The organism is Propionicimonas sp. T2.31MG-18 (genome assembly GCF_964266745.1).
Taxonomy (GTDB): domain Bacteria; phylum Actinomycetota; class Actinomycetes; order Propionibacteriales; family Propionibacteriaceae; genus Propionicimonas.
Window position 1 is genome coordinate 60352 of record NZ_CAXWGX010000030.1, and the last position, 24872, is coordinate 85223.

Consider the following 24872-nt stretch of genomic DNA (forward strand, 5'->3'; position numbering starts at 1 on the left):
GAGATCGGGCCGGAATGAAACCGGCGACGCGGAGGTTGCCCGAGGACGTGACTCCTGCTTCCCGACCCTGGCCGGCCCTGTGGGCGCTGGTGGTGGGCTTCTTCATGATCCTGGTGGACACGACGATCGTCTCCGTGGCCAACCCCCGGATCATGCAGGGGCTGGACGCCGACATCAACTCCGTCATCTGGGTGACCAGCGCCTACCTGCTGGCCTATGCCGTCCCCCTCCTGGTCACCGGACGCCTCGGTGACCGGTTCGGACCCAAGCGGATCTACCTGATCGGGCTCGTGGTCTTCACCGTGTCCTCGGCGTGGTGCGGCCTGGCCGGTTCGATCGAGATGCTGATCGCCGCGCGCGCCGTCCAGGGCCTGGGGGCCGCGCTGCTGACCCCCCAGACGATGGCCGTGATCACCCGGACGTTCCCTCCGCACGACCGCGGCCGCGCGATGAGCCTGTGGGGCGCCACCGCCGCGGTGGCCACCCTCGTGGGGCCGGTGCTGGGCGGCCTCCTGGTGGACAGCCTGGGCTGGGAGTGGATCTTCTTCGTCAACGTCCCCGTGGGCATCGTCGGCTTCCTTCTGGCCTGGCGCCTGGTGCCCACCCTCGAGACGCACAGCCACCAGTTCGACATCCCCGGGGTCGTGTTGTGGGCGATCGGCATGTCCTGCCTCGTCTTCGGCATCCAGGAGGGTGAGACCTTCGACTGGGGCACGATCTGGGGCCCGGTGAACGTGTGGAGCCTGATCGGCCTCGGCGTCGCCGTGCTCGGGGTGTTCCTGTGGTGGCAACGGCGCGGACGCGGGGAGCCGCTGCTGCCCCTGAGGCTGTTCTCCGACCGCAACTTCTCCCTCGGCAACGCGGCGATCGCCATGGTCGGCATCGCGGTGACGTCCAACGCCCTTCCGCTGGTCTTCTACTACCAGCTCGTCCTCGGGTTCACCCCGACCAGGGCCGCGCTCCAGCTGGTGCCCATGGCCCTGTTCTCCGGAGTGCTGGCGCCCGTGGTGGGGCGTCTGGTCGACCGGGTGCATCCGCGCTACCTCGCCACGGCGGGGCTGCTGATGATGGCCGCGTCCATGCTGTGGTACGCGGTCTGGCTCGTCCCCGACGAGTCCCTGTGGTGGCGGCTGCTGTTCCCGAGCGCGCTGATGGGCATCGGCAGCGCGTTCACCTGGTCGCCGATCGGGACGACCACCACCTACAACCTCGCACCGGCGGACGCGGGCGCCGGCTCTGGCGTGTACAACTCGGTGCGGCAGGTGGGTTCGGTGCTGGGCAGCGCGGCGATCGCCGCACTGATCCAGGCCCGGCTGGCGGCCAGCCTGCCCGGCGGCGCGGCGGCGGGGGCGAGTGCAGAGACCAGCGGGCAGCTGCCGGAGGCCCTGCGGGCGGGCTTCACCTCCGCGATGGCCACCAGCATGCTCCTGCCGGCCCTCGCTGCGCTCGCGGGGGCGCTGGTGAGCGCCTTCTTCGTGCGGCGCACCACCACCCACGCCTGGGGCACGGCTCCCCGCGCGAGCGTGGCACCGGCCGGGGCCGACGCCGCCCGCTGACCCGCCGCGCTGCACCCGCGCATGCCGGGACGCGCAGCCGGTACTCTTGCCGAGGTACCAGTCGACCAGACAGCGAGGTAGCCCATGTCCGCCGGAGAGATCGCCGGCCTGATCGCAGCGGTGGCTGCGGTGGCGTTCGTCGTGTTCTGCGCCGTCCCGCTGCTGAAGCTCGGTCGGGTGCTCGAGGAGGTGCGGCTCGCCGTGCGCGACCTGGGCCACAACTCGGTGCCGATCCTCCAGGAGCTGAAGGGCACGGTGACCGCGACGAACACCGAGCTGGGCAAGCTCAGCGTGGTGACGGAGGACGTCGCCAAGGTGAGCGCCCACGCCACGGTCGTCAGTGAGAACGCCGCCCAGCTGTCCACGCTCTTCGCCTCCACCCTCGGCGGGCCGCTGATCAAGACCGCCGCCTTCACCTACGGGGTGCGCCAGGCCGTCACCGGCCAGCGGAAGAAGGCCCGCTGATGGGCAAGCGCCTGTTCTGGTTCGCCGTCGGGGTCGGGCTCACCGCCCTGGTCGTGATCAAGGGACGCGAGTACTACGAACGCTTCACCCCCAAGGGTGTCGCCGACCAGCTGGAGAAGACCCGTGAGGGCCTCATCGACCGGGTCGGGGAGTTCCTCTCCACCATGGGCGACGCCATGGACACCCGCGAGTCGGAGCTGCGCGAGGCTCTCGGCCTGGACGAGTGAAACCCGTTCGTCCAGGAGACCCGAACCGGACCCTCACCCGCAGTACCGGCGCTGAGCGCCGTCTCGACAAGGACAGACAACCATGAAGACTGCTGACATCCGCCAGCGCTACCTCGACTACTTCGCCGCCCGCGGCCACGCGGTCGTGCCGTCCACGCCGCTGGTCTACAACGATCCGACCCTCCTGTTCGTCAACGCGGGCATGGTGCCGTTCAAGCCGTACTTCACCGGCGCGGAGGACGCTCCGTTCGACCGGGCGGTGAGTGTGCAGAAGTGCGTGCGCACCCTCGACATCGAGGAGGTCGGCAAGACCACCAGGCACGGCACCTTCTTCCAGATGAACGGCAACTTCTCCTTCGGCGACTACTTCAAGGAAGGCGCCATCAACTACGCCTGGGAGCTGGTCACCGGCAGCCAGGCCGACGGCAACTACGGGTTCGACCCCGACAAGGTGTGGGTCACGGTCTACCTGGACGACGACGAGGCGGCCGCCCTGTGGCGCAAGGTCGGCATCCCGGAGGAGCGCATCCAGCGTCGAGGCCTGAAGGACAACTACTGGCACATGGGCATCCCCGGCCCCGGTGGCCCGTGCAGCGAGATCTACATCGACCGCGGCCCGCAGTTCGGTCCCGACGGCGGCCCGATCGTCGACGAGGACCGCTTCCTCGAGATCTGGAACCTGGTGTTCCAGACCGAGGAGCTGTCGGCCGTCCGTGCGAAGGACGACTTCGACGTGCTCGGCCCCCTGCCCAGCAAGAACATCGACACCGGCATGGGCCTGGAGCGCACGGCGTACCTGCTGCAGGGCGTCGCGAACATGTACGAGATCGACGAGATCTTCCCCGTCATCACCAGGGCGGCAGAGCTCGCCGGCACCACCTACGGCAAGGACGCGCAGGACGACATCCGGCTGCGCGTCGTGGGCGACCACGTCCGCTCTGCCCTGATGCTGATGACCGACGGCGTCACTCCCGGCAACGAGGCGCGCGGCTACGTGCTGCGCCGCCTGCTGCGCCGCAGCATCCGTTCGATGCGCCTGCTCGGCGTCCACGACCCCGTGCTGCCCGAGCTGCTGCCGGTGAGCCGCGACCTGATGGCGGCGTCCTACTCCGACGTCACCGACCAGTGGGCCCGGGTGAGCCAGGTCGCCTTCGGTGAGGAGGACGCGTTCCGCCGCACGCTGGCCGCGGGCACCCAGATCTTCGACCTCGCCGCCGGGCAGGCCCGGGAGGCGGAGTCGACCGAGATCTCCGGCGACCGTGCGTTCGCCCTGCACGACACCTACGGCTTCCCGATCGACCTCACCCTGGAGATGGCGGCCGAGCAGGGCCTCAGCGTCGACCAGGCCGGCTTCCGTCGCCTCATGCAGGAGCAGAAGGAGCGTGCCCGCGCCGACGCGAAGGCCAAGAAGGGTGCGACCGCCGCGACCGAGGCGTACCGGACGCTGCGCGCCGATGGCGAGATCCCGTTCCTCGGCTTCACCGACCTGGTGGCGGACGCGAAGGTGCGCGGCATCGTCTCCGACGGCGCGCTGGTCGATCGCGCCGTGCCCGGTGACGTCGTCGAGGTCGTGCTCGACCGGACGCCGTTCTACGCCGAGTCCGGTGGCCAGGATGCCGACTCCGGCCTGATCACCGGTGACGGGCTCAGTCTCGAGGTCCTGGACGTCCAGCGGCCCGTGCAGGGGCTGATCGTGCACAAGGTGCGGGTCGAGGACGGCGAGCTCGCTACCGGATCTGCGGTCGTCGCGGCCGTCGACGCCCAGGCCCGCGCGGGCGCCTGCCAGGCCCACACCGCGACCCACATCGTGAACGCCGCGCTGCGCCAGCTGCTCGGCGCGTCGACCCACCAGGCCGGCTCGTACAACAAGCCCGGTTACCTGCGCTTCGACTTCAACGCCTCCGGAGCGCTCAGCCACGCGCTGAAGGAGGAGCTCGAGGGCGTCGCCAACGAGGCCATCCGCGCCGACTACGAGGTGAGCGCGACCGAGATGCCGCTGGCGAAGGCGAAGGCCCTCGGGGCGCAGGCGATGTTCGGCGAGAAGTACGGCGACGTCGTCCGGATGGTCGAGCTCGCCGGCCCGTGGTCGCGCGAGCTGTGCGGCGGCACGCACGTCGAGCGGACCTCGCAGATCGGCCTGCTCAGCCTGCTGGGGGAGTCGTCTGTGGGCTCGGGCCTTCGCCGGGTGGAGGCGTTCGTCTCGGCCGACGCGTTCGCCCACCTGGCCCGGGAGCGGGCCCTCGTCTCCGGGCTGGCCGACCTGCTGAAGGTGCAGCCGGACCAGCTCACCGACCGCGTCGCCAAGCTGGTCGCGCAGGTGAAGGCGGCCGAGAAGGAGATCGCGAGCATGCGCACCAGGGAGCTCCTTGGCACCGTGCCGTCCCTCGTGGCCGGCGCCGAGACCGTGGGTGGCTACGAATTGGTCGCCCGCCACCTGCCCGGCACCCCGGCGGACGACCTGCGCACCCTCGCGCTGGAGGTGCGCAACGCCTTCGGCGGGCGCCCCGGCGTGGTCGCCCTGGTGGGCGGCGACGCCAAGCCGGTGCTGCTGGTGGCGACCACGGAGGCCGCGCGCGGTCTCGGGGCGAAGGCCGGCGCGCTGGTCGGCGCGGGCGCGGTGGCGCTCGGCGGACGCGGTGGCGGCCGTGATGACCTCGCCCAGGGAGGCGGCACGTCGGCAGAGGCGGCGCCGCAGGCACTGGCCGCGATCCGCTCGGCCCTGGCCGGCTGACAAGGTGCGCACCGGCGTCCGGCTGGCCCTCGACTGGGGCAGGGCGAGGATCGGGGTGGCCGCGAGCGACCCGTCCGGGATCCTGGCCCACCCGGTGGAGACCGTGCCCTCGGACGCCCGGGCCATCGCCCGGATCCAGGCGCTGGTGGCCGAGTACGAACCCCTCGAGGTCGTGCTCGGGCTGCCCCGGAACCTCGCCGGGGCAGAGGGTCCTGCGGCGATCGCCGTCCGCGAGGTGGCGGCCGGACTCGCCGCGAGCCTTCCCGGCGTGCCGATCCGCCTCGTCGATGAGAGACTGACCACCGTCACCGCGTCCCGGCAGCTCTCCGGTGCGGGCCGCAACACCCGGCGGCAGCGCTCCGTGATCGACCAGGCGGCCGCCGTGGCACTCTTGGAACAGGCACTGCAGCACGAACGGACGACGGGACGGGCACCAGGGGAGTTGCTCCTGCCCCCCGTCCAGGAAAGGACGCCGGCGGATGAGTAACCGCTACCCGGGCGAGATCAAGGATCCCGAGACCGGGAAGGTCGACCTCAAGGAGGTCTGGTACAAGGTCCGTTCCGCGTTCGCCGTCCTGCTGTCGCTGGCCGTGTTCGTCGGCGGCGGCTGGTTCATCTACAGCAAGGCGCAGGCCGCGTGGATGGACTTCCGGACCGCGGAGGACTACATCGGCGAGGGTGTGGCCCCCGTCGAGGTGACGATCCCCGCAGGTTCCACCACCACCCAGATCGCGTCGATCCTCGTGCAGGCGGACGTGGTCAAGACCGCCAAGGCGTTCACCCGCGAGGCCGCGGCCAACCCCGATTCCGCCAAGATCCAGGCCGGGCGCTACAACCTGCGCACGCAGCTGCCCGCGAAGGTCGCGCTGGCGATGCTGCTCGACCCGAAGAACCAGGTGCACAACCGCATGACCCTGCGGGAGGGGCTGCGCCTGGAGCAGGCGGTGACGACCATGAGCAAGGCCAGTGGGCTGCCGGCCAAGGACTTCACCAAGGCACTGAAGGACTGGAAGAAGCTGGGGCTGCCGAACTGGGCGGAGCGGGGCGCGGAGGGCTTCCTGTTCCCCGACACCTACGAGCTCCCCGACAAGCCGACCACCAAGACCATCCTGAAGTCGATCACCGACCGGTTCAACCAGATCGCCAACGGCCTGGACTTCGAGACCGGCGCCGAGACGCTCGGCTACAGCCCCTACGAGGTGCTGGTGATGGCCAGCATCATCGAGAAGGAGGCCGGTCCGAGGGAGGAGGACCGCGCCAAGATCGCGCGGGTGTTCTACAACCGCCTCGAACAGGGGATGCAGCTGCAGTCCGACGCGACGGTCGCCTACGCCAACAACGTCACCGGCCGGGTGTCCACCACGGCCGCCGAGCGCAAGCTCAAGTCGCCGTACAACACCTACTACGTCAAGGGTCTCCCGGTCGGTCCGATCGCCTCGCCGTCGAAGGCGTCCATGGACGCCGCCCTGCACCCGGCGGACGGCGACTGGCTCTACTTCGCTGTGGTGAACCTCGACACCGGCGAGACCGAGTTCAACGCGGACAAGGCCGGACACGACGCGAGCGTCGCGAAGTGGCGGGCCTGGTGCGCCGCCAGCGACGCGAACAAGAAGAAGTGCTTCGGCTGAGCGTGACAGACTGACGCCCATGCTCCGTTACCTGACCGCGGGCGAGTCCCACGGACGCGCGCTGGTGGCCACGATCGAGGGCATTCCGGCACATGTCCGGCTGACCTCCGACGACGTCTCCGCCGCCCTCGCCCGGCGGCGGCTCGGCACCGGCCGTGGCGCGCGCATGAAGTTCGAGGCCGACGAGGTGACCCTGCTGGCCGGCGTCCGCCACGGGGAGACGCTCGGCTCGCCGGTCGCGATCATGGTCGGCAACTCCGAGTGGCCGAAGTGGGAGACGGTCATGTCGCCCGACCCGGTGGACGCCGACGAGCTGGACTCCCTGGCCCGCAACGCGGCCCTGACGCGGCCGCGTCCGGGGCACGCCGACCTTCCGGGCATGCAGAAGTACGACTGGGACGAGGCACGCCCGATCCTGGAGCGGGCCTCGGCGCGCGAGACCGCGGCCCGGGTGGCGCTCGGACGCGTCGCCGCGAACTTCCTCGAGCAGGCGGTCGGCATCCGGGTGCTGAGCCACGTGGTCCGCATCGGCGGCGCGGAGAGCGGGTCGTCGCTGCTGCCCGGCCCCGACGACCTCGCGGCGATCGACGACTCGGAGGTGCGCTGCTTCGACGCGTCCGCCGAGGGAGCGATGCTGGCGGAGATCGCCGCGGCGAAGACCGAGGGGGACACCCTCGGTGGCGTGGTCGAGGTGCTGGCCTACGGGCTGCCGCCCGGCCTGGGCTCCCACACCCAGGGCGACCGCCGGCTCGACGCGCGGCTGGCCGGAGCGCTCATGGGCATCCAGGCGATCAAGGGCGTCGAGGTCGGTGACGGGTTCGCCCTCGCCGCCACGCGCGGCAGCCTCGCCCACGACGAGATGCTGCCCGGCGGGGGTGGCGTCCACCGCCTGTCGAACCGTTCCGGTGGGACCGAGGGCGGGATGAGCAACGGCGAGGTCCTGCGGGTACGCGCAGCGATGAAGCCGATCGCGACCGTCCCGCGCGCCCTGCGCACCGTGGACGTGGCCACCGGCGAGGCCGCGCAGGCCCATCACCAGCGCTCCGACGTCTGCGCCGTGCCGGCGGCCGGTGTTGTCGCGGAGGCGATGGTCGCCCTCGTGCTGGCCGAACTGGTACTGGAGAAGTTCGGGGGCGACTCCGTGGCCGAGACGCGGCGCAACCACGCCGCCTACCTCGCCCGCCTGGGGGAGAGGAACCTCGGTTGAGCCGACCCGCCCTCGTGCTGGTCGGGATCCCGGGTTCGGGCACATCCACCCTCGCCCGGCTGGTCGCGGCCGACCGGGGTCTGCCCGCTGTCGACGTGGACGAACTGGTCGAGGAGGCCCTCGGCGCGCCGGTCGCGGAGTACTTCGCGACGGCCGGGGAGGCCGCCTACCGGGAGGTCGAGGAACGCGTGAGCCTGACCGCCCTCCGGGGTACGGGGGTGGTGGCCCTGGGAAGCGGGGCCGTCGACTCCGCAGCCGTCCGGGCGGCGCTCGCCGGGCTCCCCGTGGTGTGGCTGCGGACGTCGGTGCCCACCGCGACCCGGCGGCTGGGCATGAACAGCCTCGGGATGGGTGCACTGGTCGCCATCCGGAACCGCATGGGTGAGATGCTTGCGTCTCGGGCACCCTTCTACGCGGAAGTGGCGCAGACGGTGGTCGACACCGACCGCCTCACCGCCGAGCAGGTGGCGGCGGCCATCGGGGAGCAAGGAGAGCGATGAGCTGGGAGCCGATCGACGTGGCGACCGAGCAGCCCTACCAGGTGCTGATCGGGTCCGGGGTGTCCCGGCTGCTGCCCGAGTTCCTGGACGGCGTCGACCGCGTCGCGATCATCCACCCGCCCGGCCTGGCGTCCCTGCTGCCGGCGATCACCGCGGGGCTCGAGCAGCAGGTGACAGCGATCCGCGTCCCCGAGGCGGAGGCGGGCAAGACCGCCGAGGTGCTCCAGGGGTGCTGGGAGGCCCTCGCCGGCGCCGGCTTCACCCGCTCCGACGCCGTGCTCGGCCTCGGCGGGGGAGCCACCACCGACCTGGCGGGGTTCGTGGCTGCCACCTGGCTGCGCGGCGTGCGCTACATCGCCCTGCCGACCTCCCTGCTCGCGATGGTGGACGCCGCCGTCGGCGGGAAGACCGGCATCAACCTCAGTGCGGGCAAGAACCTCGTCGGCGCCTTCCACGAGCCGTTCACCGTGCTCGGCGACCTCGACTTCCTCGAAACACTGCCGCCGGACGAGCTCCGCTCGGGGCTGGCCGAGGTGCTCAAGTGCGGGTTCATCGCCGATCCGGCCATCCTCGACGAGTTCGAGGCGGCGCCGGCGGAGGCCATGAGGCCCGGGAGCGACCTCCAGGCAAGGCTCATCCGCCGGGCCGTCTCTGTGAAGGCTGCCGTGGTGTCGGCCGACCTGCGCGAGCGCACCTCGGACGGAAGCCAGATCGGCCGGGAGGCCCTGAACTACGGGCACACGCTGGGCCATGCGATCGAGCGCCAGCAGCACTTCCAGTGGCGGCACGGCGAGGCGGTCTCCGTGGGCATGGTGTTCGCCGCGGAGCTGGCCCGGCGGCTCGACCTGATCGGGCCCGACCTGGTGGAGCGGCACCGCAGCGTGCTGGGCACGGCGGGGTTGCCGACGCGCTACACCGACGGCGCCTGGCTCGACCTGCGTGCCTCGATGAGCCTGGACAAGAAGTCCCGGGGCTCCCGGCTGCGGTTCGTGCTCCTGCGTGCGCTCGGCGTCCCGACCATCGCGGCCGACCCGTGCGAGGGCGTGCTCGCCGACGCCTTCCTCGGCCTGAACGAGGCCTGATGTACGTCCCCGCCCACTTCGCGATGTCGGCCGAGCAGGTGGCCGAGGTGCTGGCCACCGCACCGGCCGGCGACCTGGTGACCGTCGGCCCGGACGGCCTCGTGGCGACCTACGTCCCCATGCTCTTCGACGCGGACGCCGGTGTGCACGGCAGGCTCGTCGGGCACCTCTCGCGGGTCAACGACCAGTGGCGGCCCGCTGCCGCGCCGGGTGGGGTCGACGCCCTGTTCATCGCCCACGGCGCCGGCGACTACGTCGAGGCCGACTGGCTCAGCACGCCGGAGGCGCAGAGCGTCCCGACCTGGAACTACGTCACCGTGCAGGTGTGGGGACGACTGGTCGTCCACGACGACCCGGCGTGGATGCTCGAGGCCGTGCGCCGGCTCAGCGCCGCGCACGGGGACGCCACCGTCGACACCCTGCCGGCAGCGGAGGTGGACGCGCTGCTCCGCGCGGTGGTCGGGGTGGAACTCCAGATCACCCGGGTGGCAGGCAAGGCCAAGATGAGCCAGAACAAGTCCCCGCAGGTGGTCCGCTCGGTGATCGACGGCCTGCGCGGGGCGGGGGGCGACGACACCGCCGCCTGGATGGAGGAGTACTCGCTGCCGCGGGCGCAGGCCAAGGCCGACCTCCTGGCCGGGATCCGGGAGCGGCGACAGGGCTGAGCGGGGGCGTTTCGCGGGATGCCCTGCCGGGCCGCTAGACTGAGCGGTCGCGATAACACGACGTACTGAAAGCGGGCGTTCCAGTGGCAACGGTTTCCACCAACGATCTCAAGAACGGCATGGTCCTCGACCTCGACGGCCAGCTGTGGACCGTCATCTGGTTCCAGCACCACAAGCCGGGCAAGGGCAACACCGTCGTTCGCAGCAAGCTCAAGCACGTCCTCACCGGCAAGGTCGTCGACCGGACGTTCAACTCCGACACCAAGGTGGAGACGGCCAGCGTCGATCGCCGCGAGATGCAGTACCTCTACCACGACGGTGAGAACTACGTGTTCATGGACACCGACACCTACGACCAGCTGAACCTGGCCGAGGACGTGGTCGGCGATGCGAAGAACTACCTGCTCGAGAACGGCGTGGCCACCGTCGCGCTGCACGAGGGCAACCCCCTGTTCATCGACATGCCGACCTCGGTCGAGCTGGAGATCACCTACACCGAGCCGGGACTGCAGGGCGACCGCTCGACCGGCGGCACCAAGCCGGCCACGGTGGAGACCGGCCTGCAGATCCAGGTGCCGCTGTTCATCACCACCGGCGAGCGCGTCAAGGTCGACACCCGCGACGGCAGCTACCTCGGCCGGGTCTGATCGGGTGGACGCCACGCCCAAGCGGATCACCAAGCCGGACGGCACCGTCCTCGAGCTCGTCGAGACCATTCCCGCCGACGCCCACGGGCGCCGGCCGAGCCGCACCAAGGCGCGGAAGCAGGCCCTCGACCTGCTCTACGCCGCCGAGCTGCGCGGGCTGAGCCCCGCCCAGGTGCTGGCCGAGTCCGAGGAGGAGCTGCGTCCGTTCGCCGCCGAGCTCGTCACGGCTGTCGAGGAGCACGCGGAGCAGATCGACGCCCTGCTGGTGAAGGCGCTCGCCGCGGACTGGTCGCTGGAGCGCATGCCGCGGATCGACCGCTGCCTGGCCCGCCTGGCCGTCGGCGAGCTGCTGAGCGGAACGGTCGCGGCAGAGGTCGCCGTGGAGCAGGCGGCCGCCCTGGCCACCGAGCTGTCGACCGACGACTCCGCGGCCTTCCTCAACGGCCTCCTCGCCGCCGTCCGCCGCGGGCTCTGACCCCTGCCGGCGGGCGTCCGCCGTCCGACGTGGCGCCCGGGCACCCCGGACGGGGCTGGTAGGGTCTCCTGCTGGATCAGCCCCCGCTCTGCGAAGGATGCCCATGCCCAGTAGTTACCACGCACGTCCACTGACTGAGGCATTGTTGGTCCTGGAGGACGGGCGGTGGTTCCGGGGCATCTCGTTCGGCGCCGAGGGCGAGACCTTCGGCGAGGCGGTGTTCGCCACCGGCATGTCGGGCTACCAGGAAACCCTGACCGACCCGAGCTACCACCGGCAGGTCGTCGTCGCGACCGCGCCCCACATCGGCAACACCGGCTGGAACGACGAGGACGACGAGTCCGGGCGCATCTGGGTGGCCGGCTACGTCGTGCGGGACCTGTCCCGCGTCCGCTCGAACTGGCGCTCCAACCGGTCGCTCGACGAGGAGCTGCGGGCCCAGGGAGTGGTCGGCATCGCCGAGATCGACACCCGCGCGCTCACGCGCCACCTGCGCGAGGGCGGGGCGATGCGGGTCGGCATCTCCACCGTCGAGCTCGACCCGGCGAAGCTCCTCCAGCGCGTGCTCGAGACCCCGCCGATGGCCGGGGCGCACCTCGTCGCCGACGTCACGGTGTCGGAGCCGGAGGTCGTCCCCGCGGTGGGGGAGAAGCGGTTCACCGTCGCCGCGGTCGACCTCGGGATCAAGGACATGACCCCCACCCGGATGGCCGAGCGCGGCATCGAGGTGCACGTCGTGCCCGCCTCGGTCACCATCGACGACCTCCGGCGGCTCCGCCCGGACGGGGTGTTCTTCTCCAACGGCCCCGGCGACCCCGCCGCTGCGGACGACGCCGTCACCCTGCTGCAGGAGGTGCTCGACGCGGGGATGCCCTACTTCGGCATCTGCTTCGGCAACCAGATCTTCGGCAGGGCGCTCGGCTTCGGCACCTACAAGCTGAAGTACGGCCACCGAGGCATCAACCAGCCGGTGATGGACCTCACCACGCGCAAGGTGGAGATCACCGCACAGAACCACGGGTTCGCCGTCGACGCGCCGCTCGACAGAGCCACACCGACACGCTGGGGGGAGGCGAGGGTCTCCCATGTCTGCCTCAACGACGACGTGGTCGAGGGGCTTGAGCTCCGCTCCGCCGACGGCGAGCTGCTCGGCTTCTCTGTGCAGTACCACCCGGAGGCGGCGGCCGGACCGCACGACGCCGCCTACCTGTTCGACCGGTTCGTGGACATGATGGCTGCCCGCACGGACGCGCCGGCCGGGGAGGGGAACGCCTGATGCCTCGGCGCACGGACATCCAGTCCATCCTGGTGATCGGCTCCGGCCCGATCGTGATCGGCCAGGCCTGCGAGTTCGACTACTCGGGGACGCAGGCCTGCCGCGTGCTCCGCGAGGAGGGCTTCCGGGTGATCCTGGTGAACTCCAACCCGGCCACGATCATGACCGACCCGGAGTTCGCCGACGCCACTTACATCGAGCCGATCCAGCCCGAATACCTGGAGAAGGTGATCGCCGCGGAGCGTCCGGACGCCCTGCTGGCCACCCTGGGTGGCCAGACGGCGCTCAACGCCGCCGTCGCGCTGCACGAGTCCGGGGTGCTGGAGAAGTACGGCGTCGAGCTGATCGGCGCCTCTATCGAGGCGATCCAGAAGGGCGAGGACCGCGAGAAGTTCAAGGAGATCGTCGCCTCCCTCGACGTCCCGGGAGTGAACCCCGAGGTGGCCCGCTCGGCCATCTGCCACACCATGGGCGAGGTGTTCGCCGCTGCGGACCAGCTCGGCTACCCGGTCGTGGTGCGGCCGTCCTTCACCATGGGCGGGGTGGGCTCCGGCTTCGCCCACGACGAGACCGAGCTGCGCCGCATCGCCGGCAGCGGGCTGTCGGCGTCCCCGGTGACCGAGGTGCTGATCGAGGAGTCCGTGCTCGGCTGGAAGGAGTACGAGCTCGAGGTCATGCGCGACAAGGCGGACAACGTCGTGATCGTGTGCTCGATCGAGAACCTCGACCCCATGGGCGTGCACACCGGCGACTCGATCACCGTCGCGCCCGCGATGACCCTCACCGACCGGGAGTACCAGGCGATGCGCGACGTCGGCATCGCGGTGATCCGCGCGGTCGGCGTCGACACCGGTGGCTGCAACATCCAGTTCGCGATCAACCCCGACAACGGCCGGATGATCGTCATCGAGATGAACCCGCGGGTGTCGCGGTCGTCGGCCCTGGCGTCGAAGGCCACCGGCTTCCCGATCGCCAAGATCGCGGCGAAGGTGGCCGTCGGCTACACGCTGGACGAGATCCCCAACGACATCACCGCGGAGACGCCGGCGTCCTTCGAGCCCACGCTCGACTACGTGGTCGTCAAGGCGCCCCGCTTCGCCTTCGAGAAGTTCCCCACCGCCGACTCCACGCTCACCACCCACATGAAGAGCGTGGGCGAGGCCATGGCGATCGGCCGGAACTTCACCGAGGCCCTGGGCAAGGCCCTGCGCTCGCTCGAGGACGCAAAGGCCGGCTTCGACTTCACCTCGCCGCTGGAGTCCACCCTGGACGAGGTGCTGGAGGCCATGCGGCGTCCGCACGACGGGCGCCTGAACGTGGTCATGCAGGGGTTCCGGCTGGGCGCGACGCCGGCCCAGATCCACGACGCGACCCATATCGACCCGTGGTTCGTCGACCAGCTCCAGCTCGTGTTCGAGGTCGCGGAGGAGGTGCGGACGGCCCCGGAGCTGACCGCGGGGCTGCTGCGCCTGGCGAAGCGGCACGGCCTCGCCGACACCCAGATCGCGAAGCTGCGCAACCTCTCCACCGACGTGGTGCGCGGCGTGCGGTGGGCCCTCGGCGTCCGCCCGGTGTACAAGACCGTGGACACCTGCGCCGCCGAGTTCGCCGCCCGGACCCCGTACCACTACTCGTCCTACGACGAGGAGAGCGAGGTCGCGCCGCGCTCGAAGCCGGCGGTGCTGATCCTCGGCAGCGGCCCGAACCGGATCGGCCAGGGGATCGAGTTCGACTACTCCTGCGTCCACGCCGCGATGGCGCTGCAGGAGGCCGGCTACGAGGCCGTCATGGTGAACTGCAATCCCGAGACGGTCTCCACCGACTACGACACCTCCGACCGGCTGTACTTCGAGCCGCTGACCCTGGAGGACGTGCTGGAGGTCGTGCACGCAGAGACCCTCGCCGGGCCGGTGGCGGGCGTCATCGTCCAGCTGGGCGGCCAGACGCCGCTGAAGCTCGCGCAGGCGCTGAAGGACGCGGGCGTGACCATCGTCGGCACCCCGCCGGAGGCGATCGAGCTGGCCGAGGAGCGCGGAGCCTTCGGCCGGGTGCTCACCGAGGCCGGTCTGCCGGCGCCGCAGTACGGGATGGCGGAGTCGTCGGCGCAGGCCCTCGACATCGCGCACGAGATCGGCTACCCGGTGCTCGTCCGGCCCTCCTACGTGCTCGGCGGGCGTGGCATGGAGATCGTCTACGACGACGCGTCGCTGGCCGGCTACATCGAGCGGGCCACCGACATCACCCCGTCCCACCCGGTGCTGGTCGACCGCTTCCTCGACGACGCCATCGAGATCGACGTGGACGCCCTGTTCGACGGCACCGAGCTCTACCTGGGCGGCGTGATGGAGCACATCGAGGAGGCCGGCATCCACTCCGGCGACTCCGCGTGCGCGCTGCCGCCGATCACTCTCGGCAACGAGGTCATCGAGGAGATCCGGCAGTCGACACGGGCCATCGCGCAGGGCGTGGGCGTGCGGGGACTGCTGAACATCCAGTTCGCACTGCTCGGCGACATCCTGTACGTCCTCGAGGCGAACCCTCGCGCCTCCCGCACCGTCCCCTTCGTCTCGAAGGCCACCGACACGCCGCTGGCGAAGGCGGCCACCCGGATCTCCCTCGGCGCGACGATCGCCGAACTCCGCGCGGAGGGCATGCTGCGGGCCGAGGGCTGCGACGGCACCACGACCCTCAGCTCCGCGCCGATCGCGGTGAAGGAGGCGGTGATGCCGTTCAACCGGTTCCGCACCGCCGACGGCTCGTGGGTGGACACGCTCCTGGGCCCGGAGATGAAGTCGACCGGTGAGGTGATGGGCCTGGACGTGACCTTCGGTACGGCCTTCGCCAAGAGCCAAGCGGCCTCCTTCGGTGCGGTGCCGACGACCGGGACGGTCTTCGTCTCGGTCGCCAACCGCGACAAGCGGCACGCGATCTTCCCCGTGAAGCGGCTGGCAGACCTCGGCTTCACCGTGCTCGCCACCGAGGGCACCGCCCAGGTGCTGCGCCGCCAGGACGTGGAGGTCACCACGATCCGCAAGGCGTCCCAGGGGCCGGGGCCGAACGGGGAGAAGACGGTCGTGCAGGCCATCCTGGACGGCGAGGTCGACCTGATCTTCAACACCCCGCACGGGCAGTCCAAGGACGGCAGCCCCCGGCGGGACGGCTGGGAGATCCGCTCGGCCGCGATCCTCGCCGACGTGCCGTGCGTGACCACCGTCCAGGGCCTGTCCGCCTGTGTGCAGGGGATCGAGGCGCTGCGACGCGGCGCGGTCGGCGTCCGCTCCCTCCAGGAGTGGAGCGCGGACGTCCGCGACGAGCTGGCGAACCTCGACTGATGGGCCTGCCCGCCGGCCTGCTGGACGCGGGCTACACCCGCCTGGTGCGGCCGGTGCTCTTCCGTAGCCACGGGGGAGACCCGGAGGCGATCCACGAGCAGCTCATCTCACTGCTCGCCGGCGTCGGCTCCGCGGGTCCCGTCCGCGCCCTCACCCGGCTGCTCGCCGGGAGTGCCGGCCGATCGGCGCGGGTGGCCGGCATCGACTTCCCCTCGCGCGTGGGGCTGGCCGCGGGGCTCGACAAGGACGCTTCGGCCGTCCTCGCCTGGCGGGGGCTGGGCTTCGGCTTCGCCGAGCTGGGCACGGTGACCGGGCGTGCCCAGCCCGGCAACGCCCGTCCGCGGGTGTTCCGCTTGCGGGCGTCCCGGGCGCTGGTGAACCGGATGGGCTTCAACAACCCCGGCGCCGCGGCCGTCGCGGCCACGCTGGCCGCACGGAACGTCTACCGCGGCAACGGCGCGGCCGGTCTGCCCGTGGGCATCTCCATCGGCAAGACGAAGGTCGTCGACCTCGCTGACGCGGTGGAGGACTACCTCACCTCGCTGCGGCTGCTCTCGCCGCACGCGGACTACGTCGCTGTGAACGTCTCCAGCCCGAACACCCCGGGCCTGCGCAGCCTCCAGGACGCCGGCGCGCTCTCCGGCCTGCTGACCGCCCTCGTCCGCGAATCCGCAGCGAGGGCCAGCCTTGCGGCCGAGGGCTCGTCCCAGGGTGCTGGCCCTCGGCCAGAAGGCTGGCCCTCGGCGGGGGAGGGGGCCGAGCCGGCGTCGGCGGACGCGACCGGGCCGGCGTCGGGGGACGTGGCCGGGCCGGTGCCGGTGTTCGTGAAGGTGGCGCCGGACCTGACCTGGGGGCAACTGGACGAGGTCCTGGCCACGTGCGAGGACGCGGGTGCCGCCGGGCTGATCGCGACGAACACGACGCTCGCCAGGGAGGGGCTGGCTCCGGCCGACCAGCACCTGGCCGGCGAGGCGGGTGGCCTGTCCGGCGCGCCGCTCACGGCCCGCGCCCGCGAGGTCGTCGGCTACGTCGCAGCACACACCGCGCTGCCGGTGATGGGCGTCGGCGGCATCATGACCGCGGACGACGCGATGGCCCTGTTCGACGCCGGCGCCGACCTCGTCCAGCTTTACACTGGCTTCATCTACGGCGGCCCCGGTCTGGCGGCGGCCGTGAACGCCCGCGACACCGAAAGGCAGGAACCGTGACCACCTACTGGCGCCGGCTTCGCGAGGTGGTCGCCGACCGCGGGCCCCTGTGCGTGGGCATCGACCCCCACGCGTCCCTGCTCAAGGCCTGGGGCCTGGAGGTGTCCGCCGCGGGCGCCGAGCGCTGCGCACGCACCCTGGTGGAGGCGCTGGGCGACCGGGTGGCTGCGTTCAAGCCGCAGTCGGCCTTCTTCGAGGCGTACGGCTCGGCGGGCATCGCCGCCCTGGAACGTGTCCTCGCCGACATCGCCGGCACCGGGGCCCTCAGCATCCTGGACGTGAAGCGCGGCGACATCGGGTCGACGATGGAGGCCTACGCGGACGCCTACCTCGCGGACGGCTCGCCGCTCGCCGCCGACGCCATCACGCTGTCGCCGTACCTCGGCTTCGGCTCGCTGGCCCCGGCGTTCGAGCGGGCCCACCGGTACGAGCGCGGCGTCTATGTGCTGGCCCGCACCTCGAACCCCGAGGGCGGCCAGGTGCAGCTGGCGCTCACCCAGGACGCGTCGGTCGTGCAGTCGATCATCGACGCGGCGACCGAGGTCAACCATGCCTCGCGCCAGAAGGCGATCGGGCTCGTCGTCGGCGGCACGCATGCCAGCCTCGGCTGCGATCTCAGCGACTTCAACGGCTCCATCCTCGTGCCCGGGATCGGGGTGCAGGGCGGCCGGATGGAGGACCTCCCCGACCTGTTCGGGGACGCCGTCGACCAGGTCCTCGCGGTCGTCGGACGCGGCGTCATCTCCGCCGGGCCGGACGCCGCCGCGCTGCGTGGCAAGGTGGCCGAGTTGCTCAGCCGCGCGGCGAACTGAACCCCGTTCGGTTTGCGCGCGGCTTTCGTCCATCACTCCTAGTGCCGAACATGTGCGTTCAGGTGACGAGGGGCGCCGCAGCCCGCTAGGTTGAGATTGCTAGGCAAGCCATCCGACTCCAGAAGGCACACCTGTGACCATCCCCCAGCTCACCACGGAGCAACTCGAAGCCGCACGCGCTGCGGCGACTGAGGCGCGGCGCCGCCGCGCCGACCTGAAGAGCAAGGTCCGCACCGGCGAGATCAGCCTGAGCCAGGCCCTGGACGTCGCCGCCACCGACGACGTGCTCGCCCACGTGAAGGTCGTCGACCTGCTGAAGGCCCTCCCCAGGGTGGGGGAGAAGCGGGCAGGGGTGGTGATGACCCGTCTCGACATCGCGCCGAACCGGCGCATCCGCGGGCTCGGCCGCCATCAGGTGGCCGGCCTGAAGGCCGAGTTCAGTGAGCGGTGACGTCACCGTCATCTCCGGTCCTACCGCGGTAGGCAAGGGCACCGTCGTCCAGGCCCTCCGCGAGCTCCATCCTGAACTCTGGGTGTCGGTCTCGGCCACGACCCGCTCGCCGCGTCCCGGCGAGGTCGAGGGCCAGCACTACCTGTTCGTGAGCGACGAGGAATTCGACGAGCTCATCGCCTCGGGCGGGCTGCTGGAGTGGGCGCTCGTCCACGGCACCGACCGCTACGGCACCCCCGCGGCCCCCGTGCGCGCCGCCGTGGCCGCCGGGCGCCGGGTGATCCTCGAGATCGAGGTGCAGGGCGCACGGCAGGTCAAGGCGAACCTGCCGGAGGTGCGCACGGTGTTCATCGCCCCGCCGTCCTGGGACGTGCTGCGCGAACGGCTGGTCGGGCGGGGCACCGAGACCCCCGAGCAGATGGCCCGCCGCCTGCGGACGGCGGAGGACGAGATCGCCGTCTCGCGCGAGTTCGACCACGTCGTGGTGAACGACGATTTGGGCACCGCGGTGGGGCAGTTGGTAGAGTTGTTGGGTCTGTGACGGCTGCTGGGTTCTCCGCGGCCGCGCCCTTTCGATCAGGAAGCCGAATTTGAGCACTCACACTCCCGAGGGGATCACCAACCCGCCGATCGACGAACTGCTGAGCAAGGTCGACTCGAAGTACCGGCTGGTGCTGTTCGCTGCGAAGCGTGCCCGGCAGATCAACGCCTACTACTCCCAGCTCGGCGAGGGCCTGCTCGAGAACGTCGGTCCCCTGGTGGACATCGGCATCCAGGAGAAGCCGCTGTCGATCGCGATGCGGGAGATCAACGCCGACGTGCTGGAGTGCACCGAGATCGACCCGGAGGCGGAGGCCGCCGCGCGCGCCGAGGCCGCTGCCGATCCGGACTTCTCCCTCGACCCGTTCGGCACCGACGACCTGGGCTGAGCCCGGCCGATGAGCCGGATCGTCCTCGGCGTGGCCGGCGGGATCGCCGCCTACAAGGCCTGCCTGCTGCTGCGCCGCTTCACCGAGGCGGGCCACGACGTGCAGGTCGTGCCGACAGCCAACGCCTTGTCCTTCGTGGGCGAGACCACGTGGGCGGCCCTCTCCGGACGCCCCGTCGCCAGCGACGTGATGGCCGACGCGCACCTGGTGAACCACGTGCGGCTCGGACGTGAGGCCGACCTCGTCGTGGTCGCGCCGGCGACCGCGGACCTGCTCGCGCGGGCCGCGTCCGGACGGGCCGACGACCTGCTGACCAACGTGCTCCTGACCGCGACGTGTCCGGTGGTGATGGCCCCGGCGATGCACACCGAGATGTGGCAGCACGCGGCCACCCGTGCCAACGTGGCGACGCTCCGCTCCCGCGGGGTCGTGGTGCTGCGTCCCGCGGAGGGACGGCTGACCGGCCCCGACACCGGCCCCGGGCGCCTGCCCGAGCCGGAGGACATCGAGGCGTCGGCCCTCGCCGCGCTGGACTCGCCCGCGACCGCGGCGGCGATGGCGTCCCAGGACCTGGCCGGGCTCCATGTCGTCGTCAGCGCGGGTGGCACCCGCGAGCCGCTCGACCCGGTGCGCTTCGTCGGGAACTCCTCCTCTGGCCTGATGGGGGTCGCGCTGGCCCGCGCGGCCGTCCAGCGGGGCGCTGCGGTGACCCTCGTCGCGGCGAACGTCGCCGTCGAGGCTCCGGCCGGGGTGGACGTGGTGCGCGTCGGGACGACGTCAGAGCTCGCGTCCGCCATGACGGACGCCGCTGCCGGCGCCCACATCGTGGTGATGGCCGCGGCGCCCGCCGACTTCACGCCGGTCAGCCCCAGCCCGACCAAGCTCAAGAAGTCGGGCGACGCCGGACTCTCCGTCGAGTTCGCCCAGACCACCGACGTGCTCGCCGGGCTGGCGGCCCGACGACCGGCCGGACAGGTCGTCGTCGGCTTCGCAGCGGAGACCGCGGTCGACGAGGCGGAGCTCGTCGCTCTCGGCACGGCGAAGCTGGCCCGCAAGGGGTGCCAGCTGCTCGTCCTCAACAATGTCTCCGGGGGTGCCGTGTTCGGCGCCGCCGACAACCAGGTCCTGCTCCTCGCGCCGTCCGGGGTGACCGGTCGCGCGGCCGGGAGCAAGACCGTGGTGGCCCACCAGATCCTCACCGCCGCCGCAGACCAGCACGAAAGGACCGCCGAGTGAGCCGGCTCTTCACTTCCGAATCCGTTACCGAGGGGCACCCGGACAAGGTCGCCGACGCGATCTCCGACGTCGTCCTCGACGAGCTGCTGCGGCAGGACCCGACGTCACGCGTGGCGGTGGAGACCCTGGTCACCACCGGGACGGTCGTGGTGGCCGGCGAGGTGACCACCAACGCCTACGCGGAGGTCGACCGGCTCGCCCGGCAGCGCATCGTCGAGATCGGGTACGACTCCTCGTCCAAGAGCTTCGACGGCAACTCCTGCGGCGTCCTGGTCTCTCTCGGCGTGCAGTCGCCGGACATCGCCCAGGGCGTCGACCACGCGGAGGAGCAGCGGGACGGCGGCTCGGTGGACGCGCTCGACGCGCAGGGGGCCGGTGACCAGGGGCTGATGTTCGGCTACGCCTGCTCGGACACCCCCACCCTGATGCCGCTGCCCATCGACATCGCCCACCGGCTGTCCGAGCGGCTCGCCGAGGTGCGCAAGAACGGTGAGCTCGACTTCCTGCTGCCCGACGGCAAGACGCAGGTGACCATCGAGTACGCCGGCGACACGCCCGTGCGGGTCGACGCCGTCGTGGTCTCCACCCAGCACCGCGCGTCGGTGACCCAGGCCACGATCGCGGCCGAGGTGCGTGCCCGGGTGATCGACCCGGTGCTCGCCCGGTACCCGATCTCCGCCGAGGGGCTGAAGACCTACGTGAACCCGACCGGGAAGTTCGTGGTCGGCGGGCCGATGGGCGACGCGGGCGTCACCGGCCGCAAGATCATCGTCGACACCTACGGCGGCATGGCCCGCCACGGCGGCGGGGCCTTTTCCGGCAAAGACCCGTCCAAGGTGGACCGTTCGGCGGCCTACGCGATGCGCTGGGTGGCCAAGAACGTGGTGGCCGCTGGCCTGGCGGAGCGGTGCGAGGTGCAGGTCGCGTACGCGATCGGGCGCTCGCACCCGATGGGCCTGTACGTGGAGTGCTTCGGGACCGAGACCGTCCCGGTCGACCGGATCACCGACGCGGTGCTCGGGGTGTTCGACCTGCGTCCGGCCGCCATCATCCGTGACCTCGACCTCATCCGTCCGATCTACTCCCAGGTGACCAACTACGGTCACTTCGGCCGCGAGCTCGACGCGCTCACCTGGGAGCGCACCGACCGCGCGGAGGCGCTGGCCGCCGCGATCAGGGGCTGACCGGACCGCTCAGGGCTCGACCTCGGCATAGAGGCCGAGGAGGTTGCCGTCGGGGTCGGGGAACTCGAAGTACTCCAGCACGCCCTCGACCTGTTCGAGCGGGCCGACGGCGACCCCGGAGGCCCTCAACCGCGCGCGTTCCGCCGCGACGTCCGGGACGCCCAGCCGCACGACGGCGGCACCGGGGACCGGGAGGTCGCCGGAGACCAGTTGGAGCCACACCGCCCCCACCTTGAACTCGACCACCCCCTCGGCGGGCTCGAGGTCGGGCTCGTCGAGGTCCAGCGCCGTCCGGTACCACTCGACGCTGCGGGCGAGGTCCGAGACGCGAAGGCAGATCGTGATGCTCTGCACCTTCATCCCGCCATTCTCACGGTGGCCCGATCGCCGCGGGAGGGGGCACGGCGGGGACGGACGAACGACCCGCGGCCCGCGCCGTCGCCGCACGTTCGTCCAGCCGATGTCCGGGCCGGCGCCTACGATGCCGCCATGGAACGACCGGTGGCGAGGGTGGCGGTGGACGTGCCGCTGGCCAACCTCGACCGGCCGTTCGACTACGCGGTGCCCCCTGAGCTGGACGAGGCGGCGCAGCCAGGGACGCGGGTGAGGGTCCGCTTCGCCGGGCAGCTGCGCGACGGTTTCGTGCTCGAGCGCGTGGCGGAGGGCGAGCGCGGCGACCTCTCGCCGCTCCAGAAAGTCGTCTCCGCCGAACCGGTGCTGTCGCCCCGGGTGGCCGAACTCGTCCGCGCCGTGGCCGACCACTACGCCGGAGGATTCGCCGACGTGGTCCGCACCGCCGTGCCGCCGCGCCACGCGGCGACGGAGAAGGCGGCCCCGCCGGACCACCCTGCGCCCGTGAGCGCACCGCTGCCTCCGGTCACGCTCGCCGCCTACCCGGGTTCGGAGCGCCTCCTGTCGGGCCTCGCCGGGGGTGGGCGCCCGCGGGCGGCATGGACGGTCCTGCCGACGCCCGCTGCGGAGGGCGACTGGGCGGCGGGCTTCGCGGAGGCCGCCGCCGCCACGCTGGCGTCCGGGCGCGGGGCGCTGCTGCTGGCCCCGGACGCGCGGCACCTCGCCGTGCTCACCCGCACCGTCACCGAGCGGTTCGGACGCGGCAGCGTCGCCGTCCTTGCCGCGGACGCGGGCCCCGCCGCGCGCTACCGCAATTTCCTCGCGGTCTCCCGCGGCGCCGTCCGGCTGGTCGTGGGCACGCGAGCGGCCGTGTTCGCCCCGGTGCACGACCTGGGCCTGGTCGCGCTGTGGGACGACGGCAACGACGCGTGGGCGGAGCCGCACGCCCCGTACTGGCACGCCCGGGAGGTGGCCGCGCTGCGCGCGCACGCGGAGGGGGCTGGGCTGCTGCTCGCCGCCCACGCACGGACGGCGGAGGTGCAGCAGCTCGTCGCCCGGTCGTGGCTCGCCGAGCTCACGCTCCGCCCGGTGGAGGCGCGGCGCAGGGCCGCGGCCGTGCGCGCGACGGCCGCGGTGACCGACCGGGACCCGAACGCCGCGGTGGCCCGGCTCCCGCACGACGCGTTCGCCGTCGTCCGCGCCGGCCTGGCCGCGGGGCCGGTGCTGGTGCAGGTGCCGCGGGCCGGCTACCTGCCCGTCCTGGTCTGCGCGGACTGCCGCACGGCCGCCCGGTGCCCCCGGTGCGGCGAGGGACTGAGCCTGCCCGGCGGCAAGGAGGCGGGCGCGCCCCGGTGCCGCTGGTGCGGACCGCTGCTCACGGGGTGGCGGTGCCCGGAGTGCGGGGGGCGCCGGCTGCGGACGCCCGTGGTCGGCGTGGCACGGACGGCGGAGGAGTTCGGAAAGGCCTTCCCGGGAACCACGGTCCTCCAGGCCTCCGCCGACAAGCCGCTGGCCGGCGTCGGCTCCGAGCCGGCCCTCGTCCTGGCCACCCCCGGCGCGGCACCGCCGGCGAGGGGTGGGTACGCCGCGGCCCTGCTGCTGGACGCGGAGCTCATGCTCGGCCGGCCCGACCTCCGGGCGGGGGAGGAGGCTCTGCGGCGCTGGCTGGCGGTCGTCGCGCTGGTCCGGCCCGCCGCGGAGGGGGGCACGGTGATGGCGGTGGCCGACGCGGGCCTCCGCGAGGTCCAGGCGCTGGTGCGCCTCGATCCGGCCGGCCACGCAGAACGCGAGCTGGCCGACCGCGCGTCGGCGGGGTTCCCGCCCGCCGTGAAGCTGCTCACCGTCGAAGGCGCCCCCGCGGCCGTGGACGCGGCGCTGGCCGCGCTCGAGCTGCCGCCGGGGGTCCAGGTGCTGGGGCCGTTCGACGTCCCGTCCGACGACCCGCTCGCGCGCCTGACGCTCCGGTGCCCGCTCGACCGTTCCGGCGACCTGGTGGCCCGCGTGCGCACGCTCCTCTCCGTCCGCGCTGCCCGCAAGGACCCACCGCTGCGGGTGCGGGTGGACCCCCAGGTCCTCGGCTGAGGCGATGGCTAGCATGCTGGCGTGAGCACCGTCCGGATCGCCCTGGCCGCGCTGCCGTTCCCCGAGAGTCCGGACGCCGCCGTCGCGGCCGCTGTGGAAGCGATCGCTGCGGCCGCCGACGCCGGCGCCGACCTGGTCTGCTTCCCCGAGTGCTTCGTCCCCGGCTACCGCGCCCTCGGAGCGCCGGTGCCGCCGGCGACGGACGCCTGGCTCTCCGCCGCCCACCGGACGGTCGCGGACGCCGCCGGCCGCGCCGGCATCACCGTCGTGCTCGGCACCGAGCGGTTCGTCGAGGGGGCGCTGCGCATCACGGCCCTGGTGATCGGGCCGGACGGGCGTCCGCTCGGCTGGCAGGACAAAGTGCAGCTGGACCCGACGGAGGACGCGCTCTACGAGCCCGGCTCCGGCCGCGGCGTCTTCACCGTCGGCGACCTCACGTTCGGCGTGGTGATCTGCCACGAGGGCTTCCGCTACCCGGAGACGGTGCGCGCGGCCGTCCTCGGCGGCGCGCAGCTCGTGCTGCACCCGCACTACTCCGAGCCCGAACCGGGGTCCTTCCGGCCGACCGCGTACGCCCAGCCGGAGAACACCTTCCACGAAGCGGCCGTGCTGTGCAGGGCGGCCGAGAACGGCTGCTGGTTCGCGACTGTCACGTGTGCCGTCGACGGGTCACCGACGACGACGGCGATCGCACGGCCCGACGGCAGCCTGCTCGCGTGGCAGGCCCATGGGCGTTCCGGCCTCCTCGTCGCCGACCTCGATCTCGCCACGGCCACCCGCTCCCTGGCGCTCCGGTTGCGCGAGGCGCCGCCCGGACGCCGCCAGTAG

At 72.2% G+C, this 24872-nt stretch carries 24 protein-coding genes; 23 read left to right on the forward strand and 1 reads right to left on the reverse strand.

All coding sequences use genetic code 11. The features are described from left to right. Positions 1 to 47: 47 nt before the first annotated feature. The 21 genes from ACFQQJ_RS17215 to metK all read left to right on the forward strand — a co-directional run bounded on the left by ACFQQJ_RS17215 (position 48) and on the right by metK (position 21611). A complete protein-coding gene (locus ACFQQJ_RS17215) occupies positions 48 to 1556 on the forward strand; it encodes a DHA2 family efflux MFS transporter permease subunit (RefSeq protein WP_377108454.1) in 1509 nt (502 codons plus the stop codon). Between the two features lie 84 nt (positions 1557 to 1640). Next, entirely contained in the window at positions 1641 to 2021 is a 381-nt protein-coding gene (locus ACFQQJ_RS17220) for a DUF948 domain-containing protein (protein WP_377108455.1), read from the forward strand. Further along, on the forward strand, positions 2021 to 2248 hold the full coding sequence (locus ACFQQJ_RS17225; protein WP_377108457.1) for a hypothetical protein: 228 nt from the start codon (positions 2021 to 2023) through the stop codon (positions 2246 to 2248). Before ACFQQJ_RS17220 ends, ACFQQJ_RS17225 begins: the two co-directional genes overlap by 1 nt. Before the next feature lie 82 nt (positions 2249 to 2330). After that, a complete protein-coding gene (alaS, locus tag ACFQQJ_RS17230) occupies positions 2331 to 4979 on the forward strand; it encodes an alanine--tRNA ligase (RefSeq protein ID WP_377108458.1) in 2649 nt (882 codons plus the stop codon). A gap of 4 nt (positions 4980 to 4983) precedes the next feature. Beyond that, complete coding sequence (ruvX, locus tag ACFQQJ_RS17235; protein WP_377108460.1) at positions 4984 to 5466, forward strand: Holliday junction resolvase RuvX; 483 nt, start codon at positions 4984 to 4986, stop codon at positions 5464 to 5466. Continuing rightward, positions 5459 to 6607, forward strand: a complete 1149-nt coding sequence (mltG, locus tag ACFQQJ_RS17240; protein WP_377108461.1) for an endolytic transglycosylase MltG — start codon at positions 5459 to 5461, stop codon at positions 6605 to 6607. The genes ruvX and mltG overlap by 8 nt, the downstream gene beginning before the upstream one ends. 19 nt (positions 6608 to 6626) lie before the next feature. After that, positions 6627 to 7814, forward strand: coding sequence for a chorismate synthase (gene aroC, locus ACFQQJ_RS17245; RefSeq protein WP_377108463.1), 1188 nt, complete (start codon positions 6627 to 6629; stop codon positions 7812 to 7814). Then, the gene (locus ACFQQJ_RS17250) at positions 7811 to 8314 is read left to right on the forward strand and encodes a shikimate kinase (RefSeq protein WP_377108464.1); all 504 of its coding nucleotides are present in this window, start codon (positions 7811 to 7813) and stop codon (positions 8312 to 8314) included. Before aroC ends, ACFQQJ_RS17250 begins: the two co-directional genes overlap by 4 nt. Next, positions 8311 to 9396 carry a 3-dehydroquinate synthase gene (gene aroB, locus ACFQQJ_RS17255; protein ID WP_377108465.1) on the forward strand — a complete coding sequence of 362 codons (1086 nt, stop codon included), beginning with the start codon at positions 8311 to 8313 and terminating at the stop codon, positions 9394 to 9396. Before ACFQQJ_RS17250 ends, aroB begins: the two co-directional genes overlap by 4 nt. Beyond that, positions 9396 to 10061 (forward strand): FMN-binding negative transcriptional regulator, encoded by a 666-nt coding sequence (locus tag ACFQQJ_RS17260; RefSeq protein ID WP_377108467.1) that lies wholly within the window; start codon positions 9396 to 9398, stop codon positions 10059 to 10061. The genes aroB and ACFQQJ_RS17260 overlap by 1 nt, the downstream gene beginning before the upstream one ends. An 83-nt stretch (positions 10062 to 10144) precedes the next feature. Further along, on the forward strand, positions 10145 to 10708 hold the full coding sequence (efp, locus tag ACFQQJ_RS17265) for an elongation factor P (RefSeq protein WP_377108469.1): 564 nt from the start codon (positions 10145 to 10147) through the stop codon (positions 10706 to 10708). A 4-nt stretch (positions 10709 to 10712) separates the two neighbouring features. After that, positions 10713 to 11183 (forward strand): transcription antitermination protein NusB, encoded by a 471-nt coding sequence (locus ACFQQJ_RS17270; protein WP_377108471.1) that lies wholly within the window; start codon positions 10713 to 10715, stop codon positions 11181 to 11183. 97 nt (positions 11184 to 11280) lie between these two features. Beyond that, positions 11281 to 12459 carry a glutamine-hydrolyzing carbamoyl-phosphate synthase small subunit gene (carA, locus tag ACFQQJ_RS17275; RefSeq protein ID WP_377108472.1) on the forward strand — a complete coding sequence of 393 codons (1179 nt, stop codon included), beginning with the start codon at positions 11281 to 11283 and terminating at the stop codon, positions 12457 to 12459. Beyond that, entirely contained in the window at positions 12459 to 15791 is a 3333-nt protein-coding gene (gene carB / locus ACFQQJ_RS17280) for a carbamoyl-phosphate synthase large subunit (protein ID WP_377108474.1), read from the forward strand. Before carA ends, carB begins: the two co-directional genes overlap by 1 nt. Continuing rightward, positions 15791 to 16999, forward strand: coding sequence for a quinone-dependent dihydroorotate dehydrogenase (locus ACFQQJ_RS17285; RefSeq protein ID WP_377108476.1), 1209 nt, complete (start codon positions 15791 to 15793; stop codon positions 16997 to 16999). The genes carB and ACFQQJ_RS17285 overlap by 1 nt, the downstream gene beginning before the upstream one ends. Beyond that, positions 16996 to 17811, forward strand: coding sequence for an orotidine-5'-phosphate decarboxylase (gene pyrF / locus ACFQQJ_RS17290; protein WP_377108477.1), 816 nt, complete (start codon positions 16996 to 16998; stop codon positions 17809 to 17811). Before ACFQQJ_RS17285 ends, pyrF begins: the two co-directional genes overlap by 4 nt. A 133-nt stretch (positions 17812 to 17944) precedes the next feature. Continuing rightward, the gene (gene mihF / locus ACFQQJ_RS17295; protein ID WP_377108479.1) at positions 17945 to 18262 is read left to right on the forward strand and encodes an integration host factor, actinobacterial type; all 318 of its coding nucleotides are present in this window, start codon (positions 17945 to 17947) and stop codon (positions 18260 to 18262) included. Continuing rightward, the gene (gmk, locus tag ACFQQJ_RS17300; RefSeq protein WP_377108481.1) at positions 18252 to 18803 is read left to right on the forward strand and encodes a guanylate kinase; all 552 of its coding nucleotides are present in this window, start codon (positions 18252 to 18254) and stop codon (positions 18801 to 18803) included. The genes mihF and gmk overlap by 11 nt, the downstream gene beginning before the upstream one ends. Before the next feature lie 49 nt (positions 18804 to 18852). After that, complete coding sequence (gene rpoZ, locus ACFQQJ_RS17305; RefSeq protein WP_377108483.1) at positions 18853 to 19191, forward strand: DNA-directed RNA polymerase subunit omega; 339 nt, start codon at positions 18853 to 18855, stop codon at positions 19189 to 19191. A gap of 9 nt (positions 19192 to 19200) precedes the next feature. Continuing rightward, positions 19201 to 20427: a bifunctional phosphopantothenoylcysteine decarboxylase/phosphopantothenate--cysteine ligase CoaBC gene (gene coaBC, locus ACFQQJ_RS17310; RefSeq protein WP_377108485.1), complete on the forward strand. Its 1227-nt coding sequence runs from the start codon at positions 19201 to 19203 to the stop codon at positions 20425 to 20427. Then, complete coding sequence (gene metK, locus ACFQQJ_RS17315; RefSeq protein ID WP_377108487.1) at positions 20424 to 21611, forward strand: methionine adenosyltransferase; 1188 nt, start codon at positions 20424 to 20426, stop codon at positions 21609 to 21611. The genes coaBC and metK overlap by 4 nt, the downstream gene beginning before the upstream one ends. 9 nt (positions 21612 to 21620) lie before the next feature. Here metK and ACFQQJ_RS17320 read toward each other — a convergent pair whose 3' ends face one another. Then, complete coding sequence (locus ACFQQJ_RS17320; RefSeq protein ID WP_377108489.1) at positions 21621 to 21971, reverse strand: VOC family protein; 351 nt, start codon at positions 21969 to 21971, stop codon at positions 21621 to 21623. A gap of 129 nt (positions 21972 to 22100) precedes the next feature. Between ACFQQJ_RS17320 and ACFQQJ_RS17325 the strand changes: the two genes are divergently transcribed. Further along, on the forward strand, positions 22101 to 24044 hold the full coding sequence (locus ACFQQJ_RS17325) for a hypothetical protein (RefSeq protein WP_377108491.1): 1944 nt from the start codon (positions 22101 to 22103) through the stop codon (positions 24042 to 24044). Positions 24045 to 24065: 21 nt separating this feature from the next. After that, on the forward strand, positions 24066 to 24872 hold the full coding sequence (locus ACFQQJ_RS17330; RefSeq protein ID WP_377108493.1) for a carbon-nitrogen hydrolase family protein: 807 nt from the start codon (positions 24066 to 24068) through the stop codon (positions 24870 to 24872).